General features: G+C 62.5%; 15 protein-coding genes and 1 other annotated feature. Of the genes, 10 read left to right on the top strand and 5 right to left on the bottom strand.

Features of this window, described 5'->3' with window-relative positions:
* Nucleotides 1-27 precede the first annotated feature (27 nt).
* Both ACDC66_RS08875 and ACDC66_RS08880 read left to right on the top strand, forming a co-directional pair.
* Nucleotides 28-1230, top strand: a complete 1203-nt coding sequence (locus ACDC66_RS08875) for a helix-turn-helix transcriptional regulator (RefSeq protein WP_376696349.1) — start codon at nt 28-30, stop codon at nt 1228-1230.
* 222 nt (nt 1231-1452) lie between these two features.
* A protein-coding gene (locus ACDC66_RS08880) for an IS3 family transposase (protein ID WP_376696308.1) occupies nt 1453-2672 on the top strand; the annotation gives its coding sequence in 2 pieces (ribosomal slippage) (nt 1453-1741 and nt 1741-2672; 1221 coding nt in all).
* Nucleotides 1731-1847: a sequence feature (AL1L pseudoknot), on the top strand. Its footprint overlaps the gene before it by 117 nt.
* A gap of 91 nt (nt 2673-2763) precedes the next feature.
* Here the strand turns inward: ACDC66_RS08880 and ACDC66_RS08885 are convergent.
* Nucleotides 2764-5091 carry a Tex family protein gene (locus ACDC66_RS08885; RefSeq protein WP_376696350.1) on the bottom strand — a complete coding sequence of 776 codons (2328 nt, stop codon included), beginning with the start codon at nt 5089-5091 and terminating at the stop codon, nt 2764-2766.
* 146 nt (nt 5092-5237) lie between these two features.
* Between ACDC66_RS08885 and ACDC66_RS08890 the strand changes: the two genes are divergently transcribed.
* Nucleotides 5238-5414 carry a hypothetical protein gene (locus ACDC66_RS08890; RefSeq protein WP_376696351.1) on the top strand — a complete coding sequence of 59 codons (177 nt, stop codon included), beginning with the start codon at nt 5238-5240 and terminating at the stop codon, nt 5412-5414.
* A gap of 53 nt (nt 5415-5467) precedes the next feature.
* Here ACDC66_RS08890 and ACDC66_RS08895 read toward each other — a convergent pair whose 3' ends face one another.
* Nucleotides 5468-7441 (bottom strand): acetyl/propionyl/methylcrotonyl-CoA carboxylase subunit alpha, encoded by a 1974-nt coding sequence (locus ACDC66_RS08895; protein WP_376696352.1) that lies wholly within the window; start codon nt 7439-7441, stop codon nt 5468-5470.
* A 416-nt stretch (nt 7442-7857) separates the two neighbouring features.
* Between ACDC66_RS08895 and ACDC66_RS08900 the strand changes: the two genes are divergently transcribed.
* Entirely contained in the window at nt 7858-8115 is a 258-nt protein-coding gene (locus ACDC66_RS08900) for a hypothetical protein (RefSeq protein ID WP_376696353.1), read from the top strand.
* A gap of 149 nt (nt 8116-8264) precedes the next feature.
* Nucleotides 8265-8831, top strand: coding sequence for a hypothetical protein (locus ACDC66_RS08905; protein ID WP_376696354.1), 567 nt, complete (start codon nt 8265-8267; stop codon nt 8829-8831).
* A gap of 254 nt (nt 8832-9085) precedes the next feature.
* On the opposite strand, the gene ACDC66_RS08910 is transcribed toward ACDC66_RS08905, so the two are convergent.
* A complete protein-coding gene (locus tag ACDC66_RS08910) occupies nt 9086-9889 on the bottom strand; it encodes an enoyl-CoA hydratase-related protein (protein ID WP_376696355.1) in 804 nt (267 codons plus the stop codon).
* Nucleotides 9890-10077: 188 nt separating this feature from the next.
* Nucleotides 10078-11685 (bottom strand): carboxyl transferase domain-containing protein, encoded by a 1608-nt coding sequence (locus ACDC66_RS08915; RefSeq protein WP_376696356.1) that lies wholly within the window; start codon nt 11683-11685, stop codon nt 10078-10080.
* Between the two features lie 265 nt (nt 11686-11950).
* Between ACDC66_RS08915 and rpsO the strand changes: the two genes are divergently transcribed.
* The 4 genes from rpsO (at nt 11951) to ACDC66_RS08935 (ending at nt 17439) form a co-directional block, all read left to right on the top strand.
* Nucleotides 11951-12220, top strand: a complete 270-nt coding sequence (rpsO, locus tag ACDC66_RS08920) for a 30S ribosomal protein S15 (protein WP_376696357.1) — start codon at nt 11951-11953, stop codon at nt 12218-12220.
* A gap of 94 nt (nt 12221-12314) precedes the next feature.
* Nucleotides 12315-14426 carry a polyribonucleotide nucleotidyltransferase gene (gene pnp, locus ACDC66_RS08925; RefSeq protein ID WP_376696358.1) on the top strand — a complete coding sequence of 704 codons (2112 nt, stop codon included), beginning with the start codon at nt 12315-12317 and terminating at the stop codon, nt 14424-14426.
* Nucleotides 14427-14593: 167 nt separating this feature from the next.
* Nucleotides 14594-14983: a DUF6165 family protein gene (locus ACDC66_RS08930; protein ID WP_376696359.1), complete on the top strand. Its 390-nt coding sequence runs from the start codon at nt 14594-14596 to the stop codon at nt 14981-14983.
* 113 nt (nt 14984-15096) lie between these two features.
* Nucleotides 15097-17439, top strand: a complete 2343-nt coding sequence (locus tag ACDC66_RS08935) for an Ig-like domain-containing protein (protein ID WP_376696360.1) — start codon at nt 15097-15099, stop codon at nt 17437-17439.
* An 8-nt stretch (nt 17440-17447) separates the two neighbouring features.
* On the opposite strand, the gene ACDC66_RS08940 is transcribed toward ACDC66_RS08935, so the two are convergent.
* Nucleotides 17448-18503 (bottom strand): glycosyltransferase family 9 protein, encoded by a 1056-nt coding sequence (locus ACDC66_RS08940; protein ID WP_376696361.1) that lies wholly within the window; start codon nt 18501-18503, stop codon nt 17448-17450.
* Between the two features lie 36 nt (nt 18504-18539).
* On the opposite strand from ACDC66_RS08940, the gene ACDC66_RS08945 reads away from it, so the two are divergent.
* A complete protein-coding gene (locus ACDC66_RS08945; protein ID WP_376696362.1) occupies nt 18540-19226 on the top strand; it encodes a 3-deoxy-D-manno-octulosonic acid kinase in 687 nt (228 codons plus the stop codon).
* The last annotated feature ends 48 nt before the right edge of the window (nt 19227-19274 follow it).

A 19274-nucleotide genomic window follows, 5' to 3' on the forward strand; every position in this document is an offset into this window, starting at 1 on the left:
CCATGAGCCTGTATGGAGGTTCGGGGAGTGAGTCTGCCGGAGCCGGTCGGCTGGCGGGCCGAAGGAGTGCGGTTTGTCAGGCGACTCGGGGCTGTGGAACAATATCTCGGAGGTTCCACCGGGGAGGGTGGGTTGAGAATGGGAGAAATCCGGGAAGATGCCATACAGGCACTCTATGGCGCGGCGATGGGGACGGTGTCGTGGTTTTCGGCGCTTGATGCGCTTGCTGGTTTCGCCGGCAGCAGAGTGGTTACGCTTGACACGTACGACCTGGAAGAGCAAGTCGGTGAGGTGTTAACCGCCAACGCGATGCCGGACCCCTCGATCGAAAGCTATAACCGTGAATTTGGTCGCGGAAATTTTCAGATCGAGACTGTGTCTGGATACTACCAGCCCGGAAAAGTTGTAAGAACCAGCGATTTCATTTCGCAGAAAGAATTGCTCAGCAGCGATATCTTCAATCATGTCTACAAGCCCATGGGCATCCGCTGGGCCGCTGGAGTGGCGCTCGAAGTTGGCGATCGATATATCTCAGAGTTTTCCTTCATGAAAGCGATTGATGGCAATGACCACACTGAACGGGAACTCAAGCGCATCCGTTCGATGGTGCCCCATCTGCGCCAAGCCTGGTTGGGGTTCAGGCACATCGAACAGTTGGAAGCGTCAATCGAGACGGTAACCACTCTGTGGGATCGCTTTGATCATGCAGTGGTCGTGATTGACTCGAAACGTTCTATTCAATTCGCCAATCGCCTCGCCGAAGAATTTTTGTCCGCGGGCCGTGCGTGGGTCAGCCGGGCTGGCCGTCTGCACATGCGACACTCCCAAGATGACCAGGCTTTCGGTGAGCAACTCGGGGAGGTGCTCAACGGGAAGGCTCGCCTCTTGAGATTGTCCACGGGTTCTTTCGGCAGTGATTTTGTGTCTTCTCTCGTCCGGCTCGACGAGCGGTCAGTTGCCCTGATCGTCACCGATCCGGCCCGCAACAATTCCGATTGGCGCCAGGGATTGATGATGCGCTTCCACCTTACGCCCGCCGAGGCCGAGGTTGTCAATTCGGTAGTGGAGGGGGAGTCGCTCAAGCGATTTGCAGAGCGGGCCGGAATTGCTTACGAAACCGCCCGGTCGCAGATGAAATCGGCCATGCGCAAGAATAGCTGGCGGCGCCAGGGCGATGTTGTGGCCGACGTCCTCAAAGCGTTGCTGCCCGCCGAACTCTTCAAGGGCTGAATGCGAACGACATTGCTGCCGCGTCAGTAACCCAAATGGGGGATGTACGCATAAGCCCGTTTTGCTAATTTGGAGTTGTACTCCACGAGTGCAATTGTTGGCTATCGGGGACGCACGCCCGGCGGGTCGCGGGGGATCGGGGGATCCCCCTGCGGTTCGCCTGGTTCAGGACTGAACCGCCCCGGTTTTACCGGAGACTCCATCATTTGAGAGGATGGAGTCATGAACGACAAGCGAAGATACAGCCCAGAAGTGCGGGAACGAGCCATTCGGATGGTGCGCGAACAGCGTGATCAGTACAACTCCGAGTGGGCGGCGATCAGCTCGATAGCCGAGAAGTTCGGTTGTAAGGCCGAGACCTTGCGGCTGTGGATCCGACAAGACGAGCGCGATTCGGGTGAGCGGCCGGGCCAGACGACCACCGAGAGCGAGGAACTCAAGCGCCTGAAGCGGGAGAACTTCGAACTCAAGCGGGCCAACGAGATCCTGCGCAAGGCGTCGGCTTTTTTCGCCCAGGCGGAGCTCGACCGCGAACCGAAGTGATGGTCTCTTTTATCGACGACCACCGAGACGTCTACGGGGTCGAGCCGATCTGTCAGCAGTTGCCGATTGCCGCGTCGACGTACCACGAACACAAGGCCTGCCAGGCTTGCCCAGAGCGGCTGTCCGATCGCGCCCGGCGCGATGTCGAACTCAAGCAGCGCATCGAGGCGATTTGGGAAGAGAACTTCTGCGTCTACGGGACGCGCAAGATCTGGCACCAGCTTCGGCGCGAGGGCGTGGACGTGGCTCGCTGCACGGTCGAGCGCCTGATGCGCGAGATGGGCATCCGGGGCGTGAGTCGCGGGGCGTATCGCCGAACGACGCGCCCGGCGCCGATCACGGTCTGTCCGGACGATCTGGTCAGGCGACGGTTTAGTGCCAAGCGCCCGAACCAGCTGTGGGTGGCCGACTTTACCTATGTGCCGACCTGGGTTGGCTTCGTCTACACCGCCTTCGTGATCGATGTGTTCGCCAAGCGGATCGTCGGCTGGAAAACGGCCCGGTCCATGACCACCTCGCTGGTGCTCGATGCGCTTGAGCAGGCGCTGCATGCCCGAGGCGATTGCGATGGTCTGATCCACCACAGCGACCGCGGCGTTCAGTATCTATCGATCCACTACACCCAGCGACTGACCGACGCCGGCATCGACGGCTCGGTCGGATCGACCGGCAACTCCTACGACAATGCCCTGGCCGAGACCATCATCGGGCTCTACAAGACCGAGGTCATCCACCACCAAGGACCTTGGCGCGAAGCGAGCCCGGTCGAATACGCCACGCTGAACTGGGTCGACTGGTTCAATCACCGACGCTTGCTGGGATCAATCGGCCATGTACCACCAGCCGAACTTGAGGCAGCGTATTATCAGCAACTCGCGAGTCAGGCCAAAGCGGCCTGACTCAAAAACGGAGCTCTCCGGAAAAGCCGGGGCGATTCAGGACTGTGCCGGGCTCTGGCGTTGAGGCTTCTGTTTGCGAAGCGAAATTGGCCTATTTTGCCTTTGCCCTGGCGAAAGCTTCGGCCAGGGTGCCGTCGGTGTTTGATGGCGATTGTTTGCCCGCTTTCTTTCCCGACTTGCTTTTCGGTCTCGGAGGTTTCGGGTCGCCTTTCGCTGTCGGATCCGTTTCATCCGGCAGGGGGTCATCCAGGCGCAGGCTGAGTGCAATGCGCTTGCGCTCCAGATCGATATTCATGACCTTGACCTTTACGACCTGGCCGGCCTTGACCACCGTCCTGGGATCCTTGACGAACTTGTCGCTCATCGCGCTGATATGGACAAGCCCGTCCTGGTGGACGCCCAGGTCGACAAAGGCGCCAAAGGCAGCGACGTTGCTGACGGTGCCTTCCAGGATCATGCCGGGGCGCAGATCCTTGATGGTGTCCACGCCCTCGGTGAACTTTGCGGTTTCGAATTCCGGGCGTGGATCACGGCCGGGTTTTTCCAGTTCCTTGAGGATGTCCTGCACGGTGGGCAGGCCGAAGCGGGCGTCGGCGAAGTCCTGGGCATTGAGCGCGCGCAGGGTCCGCGAGTCGCCGATGACCTCGGTGACGGGCCTGGCCAGCTTTTCGAGGATGCGCTTGACCACCGGATAGGCTTCCGGGTGCACGGCCGAGGCGTCGAGCGGGTCGTCGCCGTCGGCGATGCGCAGGAATCCGGCGGCCTGCTCGAAGCCCTTCGCCCCCAGGCGCGGCACCTTGAGCAGGTCCTTTCGCCGGCGGAATGGGCCGTTGTCGTCGCGGTGGGAGACGATGTTGTCCGCGACCGTTGCATTGAGGCCCGCTACACGCGCGAGCAGCGCGCTGGAGGCGGTATTGACGTGAACGCCCACGGCGTTGACGCAGTCCTCGACGCGGGCGTCCAGGGTTTTCGCCAGCTTGTGCTGATCGACGTCATGCTGGTACTGCCCGACACCGATCGCCCTGGGCTCGATCTTGACCAGCTCGGCCAGCGGGTCCTGCAGGCGGCGGGCGATGGAAACGGCGCCGCGCAGGCTGACATCCAGGTTCGGAAACTCTTTTGCCGCCAGCTCGGAAGCCGAGTAGACCGAGGCGCCGGCTTCGGAAACCACCAGCTTCTGGATGCCGCGAAGCCCTAGCTGCTTGAGCGCGTGGCCGACGAACTGGTCGATCTCGCGTGAGGCGGTGCCGTTGCCGATGGCGATCAGCTCGACCTCGTGCTTGCGGCAAAGAGCGCCCAGGGTATCCAGCGCTTCCTCGACGCGCTTTTGCGGCGGCAGCGGGTAGATCGTGGCGGTATCGAGCAGCTTGCCGGTACCGTCGATGACGACCGCCTTGGTGCCGGTGCGAAGCCCCGGGTCCAGGCCCAACACCGTGCGCGCGCCAGCGGGCGCGGCCAGCATCAGGTCGCCGAGGTTGTTGCCGAAAATACGGATCGCCTCGGCCTCGGCGCGTTCACGCGCGGCCACCATCAACTCCACCTGCAGGTTCATCTGCACGCGCGCCTTCCAGGCCAGTCGTGCACCCGTCTCCAGCCAGCTGTCGGTGGGGCGGCCGCGGTCTTCGATGCCGAGAAAATGCGCCACCCGCGCGATGGCGTGCTCATGGCCGGCGGCCGGATCGCTGCCGGGTTCGAGTTCGATGCTGAGCACGCCTTCGTTGCGACCCCTGAGCATGGCCAGCACGCGGTGTGACGGCGCTTTTTTCAGCGGCTCGGAGTACTCGAAGTAATCCCGGTATTTGGCGCCTTCGGATTCCTTGCCGTCGATCACTCGCGCGACCAGCCGCGCGCAGTTGCTGTACCACTCGCGCAGTTCGCCGAGCAGGTCGGCATGTTCGCCGGCACGCTCGATCAGGATCTGGCGAGCGCCATCCAGGGCAGCGTCGGCGTCGTCCACCTTCTTGTTGGCATCGACGTAGTCGGCCGCGGCCGCATGCGGATTCAGACAAGGATCGGCCAGCAGGGCGTCAAGCAGAGGTTCCAGCCCGGCCTCCCGGGCGTTTTGCGCGCGGGTGCGGCGCTTGGGCTTGTAGGGCAGGTACAGGTCTTCCAGTCGCGCCTTGGTTTCGGCATGCGCGATCGCTTCCTTGAGATCGTCGGTCAGTTTCCCCTGCTCGTCGATGCTCGCCAGCACCTTGGTTCGCCGGTCCTCGAGCTCGCGCAGGTAGCTCAGGCGCGTCTCGAGGCTGCGGAGCTGCGTGTCGTCCAGGCCGCCGGTCACTTCCTTGCGGTAACGAGCGATGAAGGGCACCGTCGCGCCATCGTCGAGCAGGCTGACGGCGGCCGTAACCTGGTTGGCGCGGGCGCCGATCTCCTCGGCAATCTGTCGGGCGATGCGTGCGGCTGTTGTGTCGGTCATGGGTAATCGGAAGTCGAGGTGAGAAGTCGGGTCGGGCGATTATCCACAAATGTCACGGGCTCGAACATCTTGACATTGCCGGCGGAATTTACCGGCCGGGGGATTGTGCTAGGGTTCCCTCAGGCAGTAGAAACCAGGACAGGCAGATGGATCTTTCAACCGGAACCCTGATTGGCCAGCTCATCGGCCTTTTACTCGTGGTAGCGCTGCTGGTGCTGCTTGTCAGGCTTGTCGTCTCGGTGACACGCTACAAGAACCGTAAGGCGGAAGCGCTCGAACGAGATAGCGATCAAGGCGGGGGCGGAGCCCGCAACTCTGGTTGAGGAGCGTGCGCCGGTGTGGTGCACTGCCGAGCCTATCGGGCACTTTCGCGGAATCACTGTTCCGCGGCTTCAATCTCCAGTAACAAGCTATCCGCTTCCACGATGTCGTCGGCGCTGACGGCGACTTGCGATACTTCGCCGTCCATCGGCGCCTTGATGGCCAGTTCCATCTTCATGGCCTCCATGATCAGCAGGGTTTCTCCCTCGCTGACCGGCTGACCGGATTCCACGCGTACTTCCAGGATCTTGCCGGGCATGGGGGCGAGCAGGCGGCCGTCGCTGGCGCCGCTGTCGATGGCAGCCTCGAAGCGAGCGTGGCGGGTAATTGGCCAGCGGCGGTTGTCGAGACAGACTTCCAGGCGGTGTTCGCCGACGGCATGGATCTGCAGCCGGCGCCCCTGGCCGTCGAGGGTCAGGCTGAAGTCGGCGTCGGACAACTGCTGGATGCGGACGGGGTGGAGCGCTTCGCCGATGTGCAGGCGATAGTGCCCGCCGAAGCCGGCCGCCTCGACGGTGATGCGCTTGTCAGCGCTTTCGATATCCAGCGAGCGCGTCGCCGGTTCGCCCAGGCGCCAGCTGTCGCAGGTATCCCAGGGGGTATCGTCGCTTGCCTGTGATTCCTGCATCAGCAGCCAGCGGCCGGCGGCCGCGGCCAGGATGTCCAGCGGTGCCTCACCGGCATTGAGGATGGTCGACAGTTCGCGGTCGAGCAGGCCGGTGTCGATGGCCGCTTCCGTGAACACCTGTGAACCGGCCAGGGCCTGCAGGAAGCCCAGGTTGGTGGTCGGGCCGGCGACGAAGCTCGCCGCCAGGGCCTGATTGAGGCGGGCCAGGCAGGCCTCGCGCGTGCTGTCGTGGACGATCAGCTTGGCGATCATCGGGTCGTAGTGCATGCTGACCTCGTCGCCGGCATCCACGCCCGAATCGACGCGCACCCCGCCGCTTGCGGGCAGCACCAGCGCATCGATCCGGCCGGTCGACGGCACGAAGCCCTGGTCCGGGTCTTCGGCGTAAATGCGCGCTTCCATGGCGTGGCCGGTTGCGCGGATGTCGTCCTGCGCGAGGGGGAGTTCCTCGCCTGAAGCAACGCGGAGCTGCCATTCGACCAGGTCCAGGCCGGTGATGCATTCGGTCACCGGGTGCTCGACCTGCAGGCGGGTATTCATTTCCAGGAAAAAGAATTCGTCGCCGTCGACCAGGAATTCGACCGTGCCGGCGCCGACGTAGTCGACTGCCTCGGCCGCGCGTACCGCCGAGGCGAGCAGGCGCTGGCGGACCTCATCGTCCAGTCTGGCGGCCGGGGCTTCCTCGATGATCTTCTGGTGGCGACGCTGGCTGGAGCAGTCGCGCTCGAACAGATGCACGGTATTGCCGCGGGTGTCGGCGAAGACCTGGGCCTCGATGTGGCGGGGCTTCGGCAGGTAGCGCTCGATAATCATGCGCTCGTCGCCGAAAGCGCCGGAGGCCTCGCGCCGGGCGGCCTTCAATGCCTCCTCGAAGTCCTCTTTCGAATGGACAACGCGCATACCCTTGCCGCCGCCGCCGGCCGCGGCCTTCAGCATCAGCGGAAAGCCGACGCGCTCGGCCTCTTTCATCAACCTGGCATCGTCCTGGTCATCGCCGTGGTAGCCGGGGATGAGCGGCACGTCGGCGGCTTCCATCTTCGCCTTGGCCGCGGCCTTGGAACCCATCATGTCCATCGTCTCGGGGGACGGTCCGATCAGGGTGAGGCCGGCATCGCGCAGCTTGCGTGCAAAGTCGGCATTTTCGGCCAGGAAGCCGTAGCCGGGATGGATGGCTTGCGCACCGGTATCCTTCGCCGCCTGGATGATGCGATCGACATCGAGGTAGGACTCGCGCGCGGCCGCGGCGCCGATATGCACGGCCCGGTCGGCCAGGCGCACGTGTCGCGCGTTGGCGTCGGCGTCGGAGTAGACGGCCACGGTCTCCACCCCGAGGCGGCGGCAGGTGGCGATAATGCGGCAGGCGATCTCGCCGCGATTGGCAATCAGGACGGTATTGAACATGGGTTGAAGTTTACCGCATCGGTTGCAGTGGATTGACTGCCGATTTTTCTCCGGCTAGTCTAAAAATGGGGAGGGTAATTGAATAGCTTGGACCGGGGTGGTTGGTGCCTGTTCTGCTGGGGTTTTGCAGTCCCGAAACATATGACGGAATGATCCCATGTCGATATTTGTGGTCTGGTATGGGGCGCTGCCGTCAGCATCCTTCCGTAATTCCTTGTCCCTGCTTTAGCGTGACCACCAACCGTTGGAGAGCGGTTGCGGCAAGAGGGGAATCACAATGAAACGAAGACACTATTATCTGCTTGCTCTGTCGATATTGTTCATTTGTATATCGACCTGGGCGTTCGGCAATGCCAATCCTTACCTCGCTGATGCGGCTGCCCTTAAAGATCGCCAGCATCTAGCGGATGATTCCGGTGGCGCTGAGTGTCGCCGATGATGACAATCAGCCGGTACCGGGATGCGAGATAGTGGAAGTCGGGCTCAACGAGGGTGATCCGGACAACGACGTGGAAATCACCGGTGCGCTTGCATTGGACCTCAGGGCGAGTCGCTCGGGCTCTGGCGAGGGGCGTGTCTACACCATCGAGGTTGACTGCGGTGGCAGCACCGGCTCCACGACAGTCATGGTGCCGCATGATCAGGGCGATGCGGCCGGATCGTCCGACGGTTGATGCCACGAATCATGCGCCCTGGTCCGGACTCAGCGCTCAAACGCCGCTCCCGTTCTCAATGGGAGCGGCGCCCCAGCGCGGCCGCGGGGCCGGTGCTGGCCGTGCTCCTATTGGCAGGATGTGGGTGGTTCGGCGATGCCGATAAACGCGTGGTCACAGCTGCCCCGCCGGACCGGCTCGAACGCAGCTACCAGCAGTTGGCTGCCTACCTGGAGTCGGAGAAGCCCTGCTTTCTGATTGCTCGCGACAGCGTTTTGGTTGATGGTCTTGGACCGCGGGGAACCCGAGCCAGCAGTCTTCGCTCCCGGTGCTTCCATGTGGTGGCCAACCGGACCGGTCGAAGCGAATTGTGCGATCACGTGTATTCAGTCAGTACGCTGTTGGCCGCGGGGCATGAGAACGATCGGCAGCGCTGCCTTCGGGAGGCGGCCGGCAATCCGATGTACGGCGGCCAGGTGGATCACGAAACCATGTACCGGCTGGCCGGCTGGGACGACCAGCGCATCGACGAGTTGATGCAACACCACCGGATCGGCAATAAGGGGGAGTATTGTCTGCTGTATTCGCGCGAGTTTTTCGCCGCAATTAACGATTTTCCGAATTTTGCCGGGGACGATGACCTGGCGCGGGCGCACGCTGTGCAATGGCGACCGCACCGCATGCTCGAGCTGCCCGGGTTTCTATGCACCGGCAAGTTCCTGGACACGTCCGGCTGACCTTGACCTTCGGCCCGATGCCGGTGGAGTAAGGCCGTCGGGCCATCCGCAAGGTTTTCCATCAGCCGGAATGGCCGGTGTAGCAGACCCGGGAATCGGCGTTGCTGATCGGGGCCGTTCTGAACATGTCGTTTCTACTTTGCCGCTACAGCTGATTCAGCGCATTGGAGAGGATCCAACCGCTTCGTGAATGGTGAATCGTAAATCGTAAATAGAGCGAGCTTCCTTCGATCATGGGGGCATCCATTAACGATTTACGATTTACGATTTACGTCTTTTATCCACGAAGGCTTGCGCTTTTCGAGGAAGGCGTTGAGGCCTTCCTGGCCTTCGCGGGAGACGCGCAGGGCGGCAATCAGTTCGGAGGTGCGCCGGTCGGTTTCGGCCTCGTCGTGGCGGCCGCTTGCAATCGTGTGGATCAGTTCCTTGCAGTGCGCCTGGGCGTGCGGGCCGCCGTCGAGCAGCAGGTCGACCAGGTCGGCCACGTGGCCGTCGAGCTGGCCGGCGGGCACGGTGTCGCTGACCAGGCCGATGTGTACGGCGCGTTCGGCATTGATGCGTTCGCCGGTGAGCATGTAGTGGCGGGCGTTGTTGACGCCGATGCGCGGAATCACGAACGGCGCAATGGTCGCCGGTGCGAGGCCCAGGCGTACTTCGGTCAGCCCGAACTTGGCCGTCTCCAGCGCCACGGCGAGGTCGCAACAGGCGATCAGGCCGACGCCGCCGCCGAAGGCATGGCCGTTGACCCGCGCGACGGTCGGGCAGGGCAGCTGGTCGAGCTTGCGCAGCATGGCTGCCAGGCGCTTTGCATCGTCGCGGTTTTCGGCTTCCGAGCCCTCGGCCATGGAGCGCATCCAGTTGAGATCCGCCCCGGCAGAAAAGGAGTGACCCTCGCCGGTAAGGATCATGGCCCGTGCAGCGTCCTTGGCGACCTTGTCGAAGGTCTTCGACAGCTCGGCCACAAGCTCTGCATTGAAGGCATTGTGCACCTCGGGCCGATTAAGCGTCACCGTGGCCACACCGCGGTCGTCGATTTTGAGTTTCAGTAGTTCAGTCATGGCAGATTCTTGAAGATCAAAAAATGAGTTTGTCCACAGATGAACACGGATGAACACGGATAAAGAAAGAGATTGAAAGCGGGCGCTCAACCGAAGAGTTAATAGCCGCCCAATGCGTGTCCGCTATTGCGCCTCTTGTTTTTTTATATCTGTGTTTATCTGTGTTCATCTGTGGACAGTATTGGGTTTTACATGCGGAATACGCCGAAGCGCTCCCGCTCGATCGGTGCGTTGGCCGAAGCCGCAATCGCCAGGCCGAGGACGCGGCGGGTGTCTGCGGGATCGATGATACCGTCGTCCCACAGGCGTGCGCTGGCGTAGTAGGGGTGTCCCTGGTGTTCGTACTGGTCGCGGATCGGCGCCTTGAATTTCTCTTCCTCGTCTTCAGGCCATTGTTCACCGCGCGCTTCCAGGGCATCGCGTTTTACGGTGGCGAGTACGCTGGCGGCCTGGTCGCCGCCCATCACGGAAATGCGAGCGTTGGGCCACATCCACAGGAAGCGGGGCTGGTAGGCGCGGCCGCACATGGCATAGTTGCCGGCGCCGAAGGAGCCGCCGATGACCACCGTGAACTTGGGCACGTGCGAGCAGGCCACGGCGGTGACCATCTTGGCGCCGTCGCGCGCGATGCCCGATTGCTCGTACTTCTTGCCGACCATGAAGCCGGTGATGTTCTGCAGGAATACCAGCGGGATGTTCCGCTGGTTGCACAGTTCGATGAAGTGCGCGCCCTTCAGGGCCGACTCGGAGAACAGGATGCCGTTGTTGGCGACGATGCCCACCTTGTAGCCGTGAATCGAGGCGAAGCCGCACACCAGGGTGGTGCCGTAGCGAGCTTTGAACTCCGTGAACTCCGAGCCGTCGACGATGCGGGCGATGATCTCGCGCACCTCGAAGGGGTAGCGGGTGTCGTCCGGCAGGATGCCGTAGATATCTTCGGCCGGGTAGGCCGGCTTGCGCGGGTCCTCGCTCGGCCCGAAGGCCGGTTCGGGGCGGTTGAGGTTGCCGACCAGCTCGCGCGCGATGGCTACTGCGTGGGTGTCGTTCTCGGCGAAGTGGTCGGCCACACCGGAAAGCCGGGTGTGTACGTCGGCCCCGCCCAGGGTCTCGGCGTCGACTTCCTCGCCGGTGGCTGCCTTGACCAGCGGCGGACCGCCCAGAAAGATCGTGCCCTGTTCCTTGACGATGATCGCTTCGTCGCACATCGCCGGCACGTAAGCGCCGCCGGCGGTGCACGAGCCCATCACCACCGCGATCTGCGGGATGTTTTTCGCCGACAGCCGCGCCTGGTTGTAGAAGATGCGCCCGAAATGGTCGCGATCCGGGAAGACCTCGTCCTGTAACGGCAGGAAGGCCCCGCCGGAGTCGACCAGGTAGATGCAGGGCAGGTTGTTCTCCAGCGCGATTTCCTGGGCGCGCAGGTGTTTCTTGACCGTGATGGGGTAGTAGGTGCCGCCCTTCACGGTGGCGTCGTTGGCCACCACCATGCACTCGACGCCGTTGACCCGGCCGACGCCGGCGATCACGCCCGCGCCCGGGGCGGCATCCTCGTACATGCCGTTGGCCGCCAGGGGCGCTACCTCCAGGAACGGACTGCCGGGATCGAGCAGGGTGCGCACGCGCTCGCGTGGCAGCAGCTTGCCGCGGCCCACGTGCTTTTCACGCGATTTCTCCGGCCCGCCGAGGGCGGTACGCTCCAGCTTCTCGCGCAGGTCGGCGGCCAGCTGCCGGTGGTGCTCGTCGCGAGCGACGAAATCCGCGTCCTTGCGATTGACGTGGCTGTCCAGGCGGGGCATGGGGGCTCCAGTCGGTCAAAGGCGTAATTGTAGCTTGTTGGTTCGTCCGGTTCCCGGGGTCAGGAGCAAGATCGCGATCTTCCTCGCTCAGGTTTTCCTTGCCCAAACGTGTTGCCCCGGCCTGTTTGGCGCGGTTATAATGCCGGGCTTAATGAAATCTGGCGACTGGGGCTTTTGCACAAAGCCCGACCTGGGGTCCGCCCAGGGGGTTTTCTGGAAAAGCCCGGTCGCCCCAACAGAACTGTTTTCAGGAGTAGTTTGAACAATGACTCTGACCGCTGAAGAAAAGAGCCAGGTCGTCAAGGAACACCAGCTCGCCGAGGGTGATACGGGTTCCCCGGAAGTGCAGGTTGCGCTGCTGACCGCGCGTATCCAGCATCTCACCGGGCACTTCGAGCATCACAAGAAGGACCATCACTCCCGTCGGGGGCTGCTCAAGCTCGTCAATCAGCGTCGTTCGCTGCTGGATTACGTCAAGAAAAAGGACATCCAGCGCTATCGGAACCTGATCGAGCGCCTTGGCCTACGCCGTTAAAGCGCGGTTCCTGCCCGATTGAATACGACACCCCGGCGGCTCATGAGCTGATCCGGGGTGTTTTCTATTGCAAGTGCAAAGTGGAGTGAGAGAAGTGAAGAAGTTCAGTAAAACGTTCAAATTCGGCGAGCACGACGTGACGCTCGAAACCGGTCATGTTGCGCGCCAGGCCGACGGTGCCGTGCTGGTGACCATGGCCGACACGGTGGTTCTGGTGACCGCGGTGGTCCGCAAGGAAGCCAAGCCGGGTCAGGCCTTTTTCCCGCTGACTATCAATTATCAGGAAAAATTCTACTCGGCCGGTCGCATTCCCGGTGGTTTCTTCAAGCGTGAAGGGCGCCCGACCGAAAAGGACACCCTGACTTCGCGCCTGATCGACCGACCCATTCGGCCGCTGTTTCCCAAGGGTTTCATGAATGAAGCCCAGGTGATCGCGACGGTGATGTCGTGCAACCCTGAAGTGGATGCCGACATCCCGGCCATGATCGGCGCTTCGGCGGCGCTGTCGCTGTCCGGCGCACCTTTCCAGGGCCCGATCGGTGGCGCCCGCGTCGGTTTCATCAACGACGAGTACGTCGTCAACCCGACCGCCACGCAGCTCGAGGAATCACGCCTGAACCTGGTGGTTGCCGGCACCTCCGAGGCCGTGTTGATGGTCGAGTCCGAAGCCGACCAGCTCTCCGAGGAGCAGATGCTCGGCGCGGTCACCTTCGGTCACGAGCAGATGCAGGTGGCCATCAAGGCCATCGAGGAACTCACCAGTGAAGCCGGCAAGCCCAAGTGGGACTGGCAGGCGCCCGAGCGTCCGGCGGGCCTCGACAAGCAGGTTGCCGACCTGGCTTCCGAAGGCCTGGCCAAGGCCTATGAAAACACCGACAAGACAACTCGTCGCGATGCCATCAGCGAGTTGCGCTCGAGCGTGGTCGAGAAGCTGTGTCCGGAAGACGACGAGAATGCCCCGAGCCAGGATGACGTCAAGGACGAGTTTGCCGCGCTCGAGAAGAAGTACGTGCGCGACCAGATTCTCGACGGCAAGCCGCGCATCGACGGCCGCGACCTGACCACCGTTCGTCCGCTCGACATGGAAGTCGGCGTCTTCCCGCGCACGCACGGTTCGGCCATCTTCACCCGTGGCGAGACCCAGGCGATGTGCGTGATCACGCTGGGTACCGGCCGCGACGCGCAGATCATCGACGCCATCGAGGGCGAGTACAAGGAGCAGTTCATGCTCCACTACAACTTCCCCCCGTTCTGCGTGGGCGAAACGAGCTTCATGCTCGGTCCCAAGCGCCGCGAGATCGGCCACGGCAAGCTTGCCAAGCGCGCCCTGGCCGCGGTCGTGCCCAAGGGCGAAGAGTTTCCCTACGTGCTGCGTATCGTCTCGGAAGTGACCGAATCCAACGGTTCGAGCTCCATGGCGACCGTCTGCGGTTCCTCGCTGGCGATGATGGATGCCGGGGTGCCGATGAAGGCGCCGGTGGCCGGTATCGCCATGGGTCTGATCAAGGAAGGCGACCGCTTTGCCGTGCTCACCGATATTCTCGGCGACGAGGATCACCTGGGCGACATGGACTTCAAGGTGGCCGGCTCGAAAGACGGCGTCACCGCCCTGCAGATGGACATCAAGATCACCGGCATCACCAAGGAGATCATGGAAGTCGCGCTCAAGCAGGCGACCGATGCCCGTGGCCACATTCTCGAGCAGATGAACCAGGTCATCGAACATCCGCGCGAGGAAATGAGCGAGTACGCGCCGCGCCTGTTTACCATGAAGGTGCACCCGGACAAGATCCGCGATGTGATCGGCAAGGGCGGTGCGACCATCCGCCAGATCACCGAGGAGACCGGTACCACCATCGACATCCAGGACGACGGCACGGTCACGATCGCTTCGGTCAACCAGGCGGCTGCCGACGATGCGCGCAAGCGTATCGAGCAGATCACCGCCGACGTCGAAGTGGGCGCTGTCTACGAAGGCACGGTCACCAAGATCATGAACTTCGGTGCATTCGTTACGATCCTGCCTGGCAAGGACGGCCTGGTCCACATCTCGCAGATCTCCGACGAGCGCGTCGAGAACGTGACCGACGAGCTGGCCGAAGGCGACAAGGTCAAGGTCAAGGTGCTCGAGGTCGACAAGCAGGGCCGCATTCGCCTGAGCATGAAGGCGCTCAAGGAAGACGAGAAGGAAGGCGAGAGCAACTGACCGCCTCAAGACGGTTGCCCGGACGTCCGGGCAACCGTTGATCCGAAAAGCGACTAACCGCGAAGAGCGCTAAGAACGCAAAGATTGGGTTTGCGAACTTTGCGTCTTCGCGGTTTTCTTTATTCTGTGTCATTTGGGTTTCGCGCTATGACGGCCAGGGACGTCTTATGGAACTGCTGATTCCTGTCTCTCCCGGTGAGTTGCTCGACAAACTCACCATTCTCGAAATCAAGCTCGAGCGTATCGACGATGAAGCCAAGCTGGCCAACGTGCGGCGTGAGCATGAGTTCCTTTCGCGTATCTGGGATGAGTCCGGGCTGGACAGCGAGGATGTGGCTGCCGTGCGCCGGCGGCTGCGTGAGCTCAACGAAGCCCTGTGGGAGATCGAGGACGACATCCGTGTCGAGGAGCGCGAGAAGCGTTTCGACGGTCGTTTCATCGAACTGGCACGTTCCGTCTATCAACGAAACGACGAACGTGCCGCACTGAAGAGGCAGGTCAATGAATTGCTCGGGTCGGAAATCGTCGAGGAAAAGTCCTACAGCAACTACAGCTGAAGGCGGTATGGTGTAAGGAGAAAGACTTGGAAATCTACGGCGGTTTTCATGGCCTTGTCGGAGTCAAGGGAGTAGAATCGTGCCGTATTGTCAATAAAGGCACGGGCGTTGCGATGTTTCGAAAACTGATATTTTTTCTGGTGCTGGCCCAGGGGCTGGCCGCCGTGGCGATTGCCCAGGTCGAGGACGAAGATGCACCTCGCAGCCAGGCTGGTACGCCGACTTTCAATTTCATTGGTGATCGCTATCGTGTCGGCATCGGGCTCGACAGTGAATTCGACGTTGTCGGCGAGTTCCAGGCGGCCCTGTACGAATCGCAGCGCTCGAGCTTCATCGGCGACGGCTGGTTGGGCAGCGAAGGCGCCGGCGGCGTCAAGCTCAACTATCACTGGCTGATCAACGAAACCGCCGAGGAAGGCCCCGATGGCCTGGTTTACACCGCCGGCAATGTCGCCAAGCTGTTTGTCGCCGCCGACCAGAACCAGTTCGAAGATCGCAAGCTGACCTTCGGCGGTGGCTGGGAAGGTCGCAGATGGGCCTTTTCGGGCTACGGCATGACAGCCCTGACCGACGAGCGTCTGGTCGACCGGGCGACGACCATCGAGGAAATGCTGGTCAACGGCGAAATCGATGGGCGCGCTTTCTCCCGGGTTGACACCATCGAGACCGTGACCGAATTGTTCGAGGAACCCTACGAGTGGGGTCTGGGTCTGCGTGCCGAGCGGTTCTTCGAGAACCCGCTGATTCGCCTCAGAGGCGGCCTGGACTACGAGGAAGGTGACTTCAGTTCTTCACAGGTCACGGCTTCGCTGTCGCTCGACAAGCACTTCCATAATTCACCGCACAGCCTTGGGTTCCGCACAAGCTATGCCCACAAGGACGGCGACTTCGTCGTCGACGACAGTGATCTGCGCGGCAGCGTGATCTACAGTTTCAGTTTCGGCGGTGCGGGCAGCTCGTTCCGCCCCTCCCGCCAGTATCGCGATGTGGAGGTCGAGGTGCCCGGGGAGCCGCGTTCGGAAGAGCGCGTTACCGTCAACGAAGTTACCCTGACTGATCGCACGACCTTCGACTTCGACAGCTCGTTGCTCAAGCCGGGCGCTGAAAGCACGCTCGACGAAATCGTGGCGGCGATCGAGGACGGTGGCCTGGTCGGTGACATTCAGATCGTCGGGCACACCTGCAATATCGGCACCGAGGAATACAACCAGGGCCTGAGTGAGCGTCGCGCCCGCTCGGTCGTCGACTACCTGACCGCCAATGGCGTCGATTCGTCCGATATCGAATGGCGAGGCGAGGGCGAGACCGAGCCGCGCTTCTCCAACGACACCGAGGAGAGTCGCAGCCGCAATCGCCGCGTTGAAATCAGCTTCGTGACTGAACGGAGAAGTACCAAGACGGTGACCGTCGGTCCGGACGAGCCGGCGACCGAAATCCGCCAGGTCGAGGTGCCGGTCGAGGCGCCGTGGATTCGTCGCGCGCTGCGCAACCCCGTCCAGCACAAGCGAATTGTCGACTATTACCGTTACCAGGAAAGCACGGCCAGCGTCACCGAAGGTGAAATCGAGTTTGCCAACGAGGCGCCGCAGGCTGCCGACGACCAGTTCACCGTCGAGACCGACTCGGCCGACAATGGCCTCGATGTGCTGGCCAACGACACCGATGCCGACGGCGATACGCTGACCATCGTCGGCGTGACCGAGCCGGCAAACGGCCAGGTTTCGATCAGCGGCGACCAGGTGGTGTACACCCCCGACAGCGGTTTTACCGGCAGCGACAGCTTCAGTTACACGGTCGAGGACGGTTTTGGCGGCGAGGCCTCTGCAACCGTGAGCATTACGGTCGAGTCGCTCAACCAGCCGCCGGTGGTGGGCGACCTGACGGCGAACACACTGCGCAATCAGGCGGTCGACATCGATGTCCTGGCTGAAGCAACCGATCCGGACGGCGACGAACTCAGCATCGCCGGCTTCACGCAGCCCGATAACGGCACGGTGACGCAGTCGGGCGGGGTGTTGCGCTACCTTCCGGACGATGAGTTCGTCGGCAGCGACAGTTTCACCTACACGATTTCCGACGGTCGGGGCGGTGAAGCTTCGGCCAGCGTGGTCGTTGATGTCGCTTTTGCCAATCGCGCGCCGGTAGCCAACCCGGATGCGGCTGAAACCACGGTTGGGCAGCCCGTCACCGTCGATGTACTGGCCAACGACTTTGACCCCGACGGCGACCCGCTCGAAATCGTGGACGTGGTTCAGTGGTACGGCATGCCGGCCGAGGTGACCGTCAACGATGATGGCACCATCACGTTCCGGATCAGCGACTCGTGCAATGGCCGTAACCGGTTCCGGTATACGATTTCGGATCCGTCCGGCGCCACCGCGCAGGCCAATGTCTCGGTCAATCGCGTTTCGGGTTCGGACACCGAAAACGCGTCTCCCGAGTGCGTCGGCTGGTAGGCCGTCGTTCAGCGGCTTCCCAGTAGCTGCTCGAGTTTTTCGACCACCATTTCCGGGGTGATGAGTTCCATCACCCCGGGCCTTTCCAGGCGTTTGCCCCAGCGCAGCTTTTCCGGCGCTCGCCCTGCGAACTCCCGGGCGGCCTGGGGGAAGCAGTCGACCGTGTGGGCCAGGCTGTCGATAGGGCCGGAACGTCGCGCCCAAGTCGCCGCATAGAGACCGACGACCGGCGTGCCCATGGCATCGGCGAAATGCGCCGGGCCGGAATCCGGTGAAATCACGCAGGCCGCGCGCTCGAACATGGCCAGCGCCTGCTTGATCGTGTCACGGCCGATCAGATTGAGCGGCTTGTGTTTCATTTCGCGCTCGACCGCCGCACCCAGCGCTTTCTCCATTTCCCCGGGGCCGCCCATCAGGATCACGGTCCGGCCGGTCGTTTCGATCACCCAGTCGGCTACCGCCGCGTAGCCGGCGGGATGCCAGTTGCGAGGGGTATGGCTCGATGCCGGACTGATGATGACCGCGCGATCGGCATCCGGCTGGTGGTGACGGGCGAACTCGCGCGCTTGTTCAGGCACCGGCAGGTGCCGATCAACGCCGTCGGTGGGCAGGCCCAGGTAGCGGGCAAATTCCAGAAACGCATCGACCTGGTGCTGGAAGGGAACGGCGTTGATGCGTTCGTTGATCACCAGTCCGTGACCCGGGCGGGAACGCGCCCGGTCGAAGCCGATGCGGCGATCGGCGCTTACCAGGCTGGCCAGCAAGGACGAACGCTGCGAGACCTGGGTGAGCAGCAGCGCGTCGAAGTGTCGCGGGCTCAGTGATCGCCGTGCCTGCCGGAAGCCCGCGAAGGGACCTTTCTTGTCGAATACAATGAATTCGACGCCGGGCAGGTCGTGTACCAGGCGGTGCTCGGCCTTGCCGACGATCCAGCTCAACGCCGTCCCCGGCCAGGCACGCTGGAGCGCGCGCACGAGGGGCACCGTGTTGCACACGTCGCCCAGCGCCGACAGGCGCAGCAGGCAAAGTGAACTGGGTGGCTCGTTCGTTTGAAGATCGGGCACGTTACAGCGAAATGGAATGGGAATCGAAAGGGCGATATGCCGGAAAAGGAACTGCAAGCAGGCTCACTGCGTATTCTATATGACCCGTCCGAACTTGATGTGGTCAGCCCGGAGTGGCTCGATCCGGGCTTCTGGCGTATCCGGAAAGCCGTTCTGGCTGAATTCGGCGGCCGTGGACAGGCGCTGGCGGTGGATACTCAGGCGGGTCCGGCCGTGTTGCGGCGTTACCTGCGCGGCGGCATGATTGCCCGTCTCAGCCGCGATCGCTATTGCTTTACCGGCTTCCAGCGCAGCCGAAGCTTCCGCGAGTTTCGAGTTCTGGCAAGCTTGCACCAGATCGGGCTGCCGGTGCCCCAACCGCTGCTCGCAGGCTGTGAACGACTGGGGCCGACCTGCCGCGCGGCCATTCTCACCCGGTTGCTTGAGAACACCATCAGCCTGCCGCAGGCCGCCGACATTCTCGAGCCCTTTCACTGGCGGCGACTGGGTAAGACCCTCGGTCGCTTCTTCCGCGCCGGTGTCGTCCACCCCGACCTCAACGCCCACAACCTCCTGATCGACGGGGCGGGTCACTGGTACGTCATCGATTTCGATCGGGCCCGAATCGAAGACGGGCCCGTCGACCCGAAACCCATGCTCAAGCGGCTGGAGCGCTCGCTCGACAAGCTCGGCATCGACGGTGACCGAAGACTGCTCCGGAAGACCGCAATTCAAGTCGATTGAAATGCGTGCCCATCAGGCATGAAAGAAGTCCAGACCCGATTGTAGTAA

The sequence above is a fragment of the Wenzhouxiangella psychrophila genome, assembly GCF_042310375.1.
In the GTDB taxonomy this organism is placed as follows: Bacteria; Pseudomonadota; Gammaproteobacteria; order Xanthomonadales; family Wenzhouxiangellaceae; genus Wenzhouxiangella.

Coding starts and splice junctions, on each gene's coding strand:
- ACDC66_RS08935 (WP_376696360.1), top strand. CDS start 15,097: ATGTTTCGAAAACTGATATTTTTTCTGGTGCTGGCCCAGGGGCTGGCC.
- ACDC66_RS08930 (WP_376696359.1), top strand. CDS start 14,594: ATGGAACTGCTGATTCCTGTCTCTCCCGGTGAGTTGCTCGACAAACTC.
- ACDC66_RS08885 (WP_376696350.1), bottom strand. CDS start 5,091: ATGACCGACACAACAGCCGCACGCATCGCCCGACAGATTGCCGAGGAG.
- ACDC66_RS08895 (WP_376696352.1), bottom strand. CDS start 7,441: ATGTTCAATACCGTCCTGATTGCCAATCGCGGCGAGATCGCCTGCCGC.
- ACDC66_RS08945 (WP_376696362.1), top strand. CDS start 18,540: ATGCCGGAAAAGGAACTGCAAGCAGGCTCACTGCGTATTCTATATGAC.
- rpsO (WP_376696357.1), top strand. CDS start 11,951: ATGACTCTGACCGCTGAAGAAAAGAGCCAGGTCGTCAAGGAACACCAG.
- ACDC66_RS08890 (WP_376696351.1), top strand. CDS start 5,238: ATGGATCTTTCAACCGGAACCCTGATTGGCCAGCTCATCGGCCTTTTA.
- ACDC66_RS08915 (WP_376696356.1), bottom strand. CDS start 11,685: ATGCCCCGCCTGGACAGCCACGTCAATCGCAAGGACGCGGATTTCGTC.
- ACDC66_RS08910 (WP_376696355.1), bottom strand. CDS start 9,889: ATGACTGAACTACTGAAACTCAAAATCGACGACCGCGGTGTGGCCACG.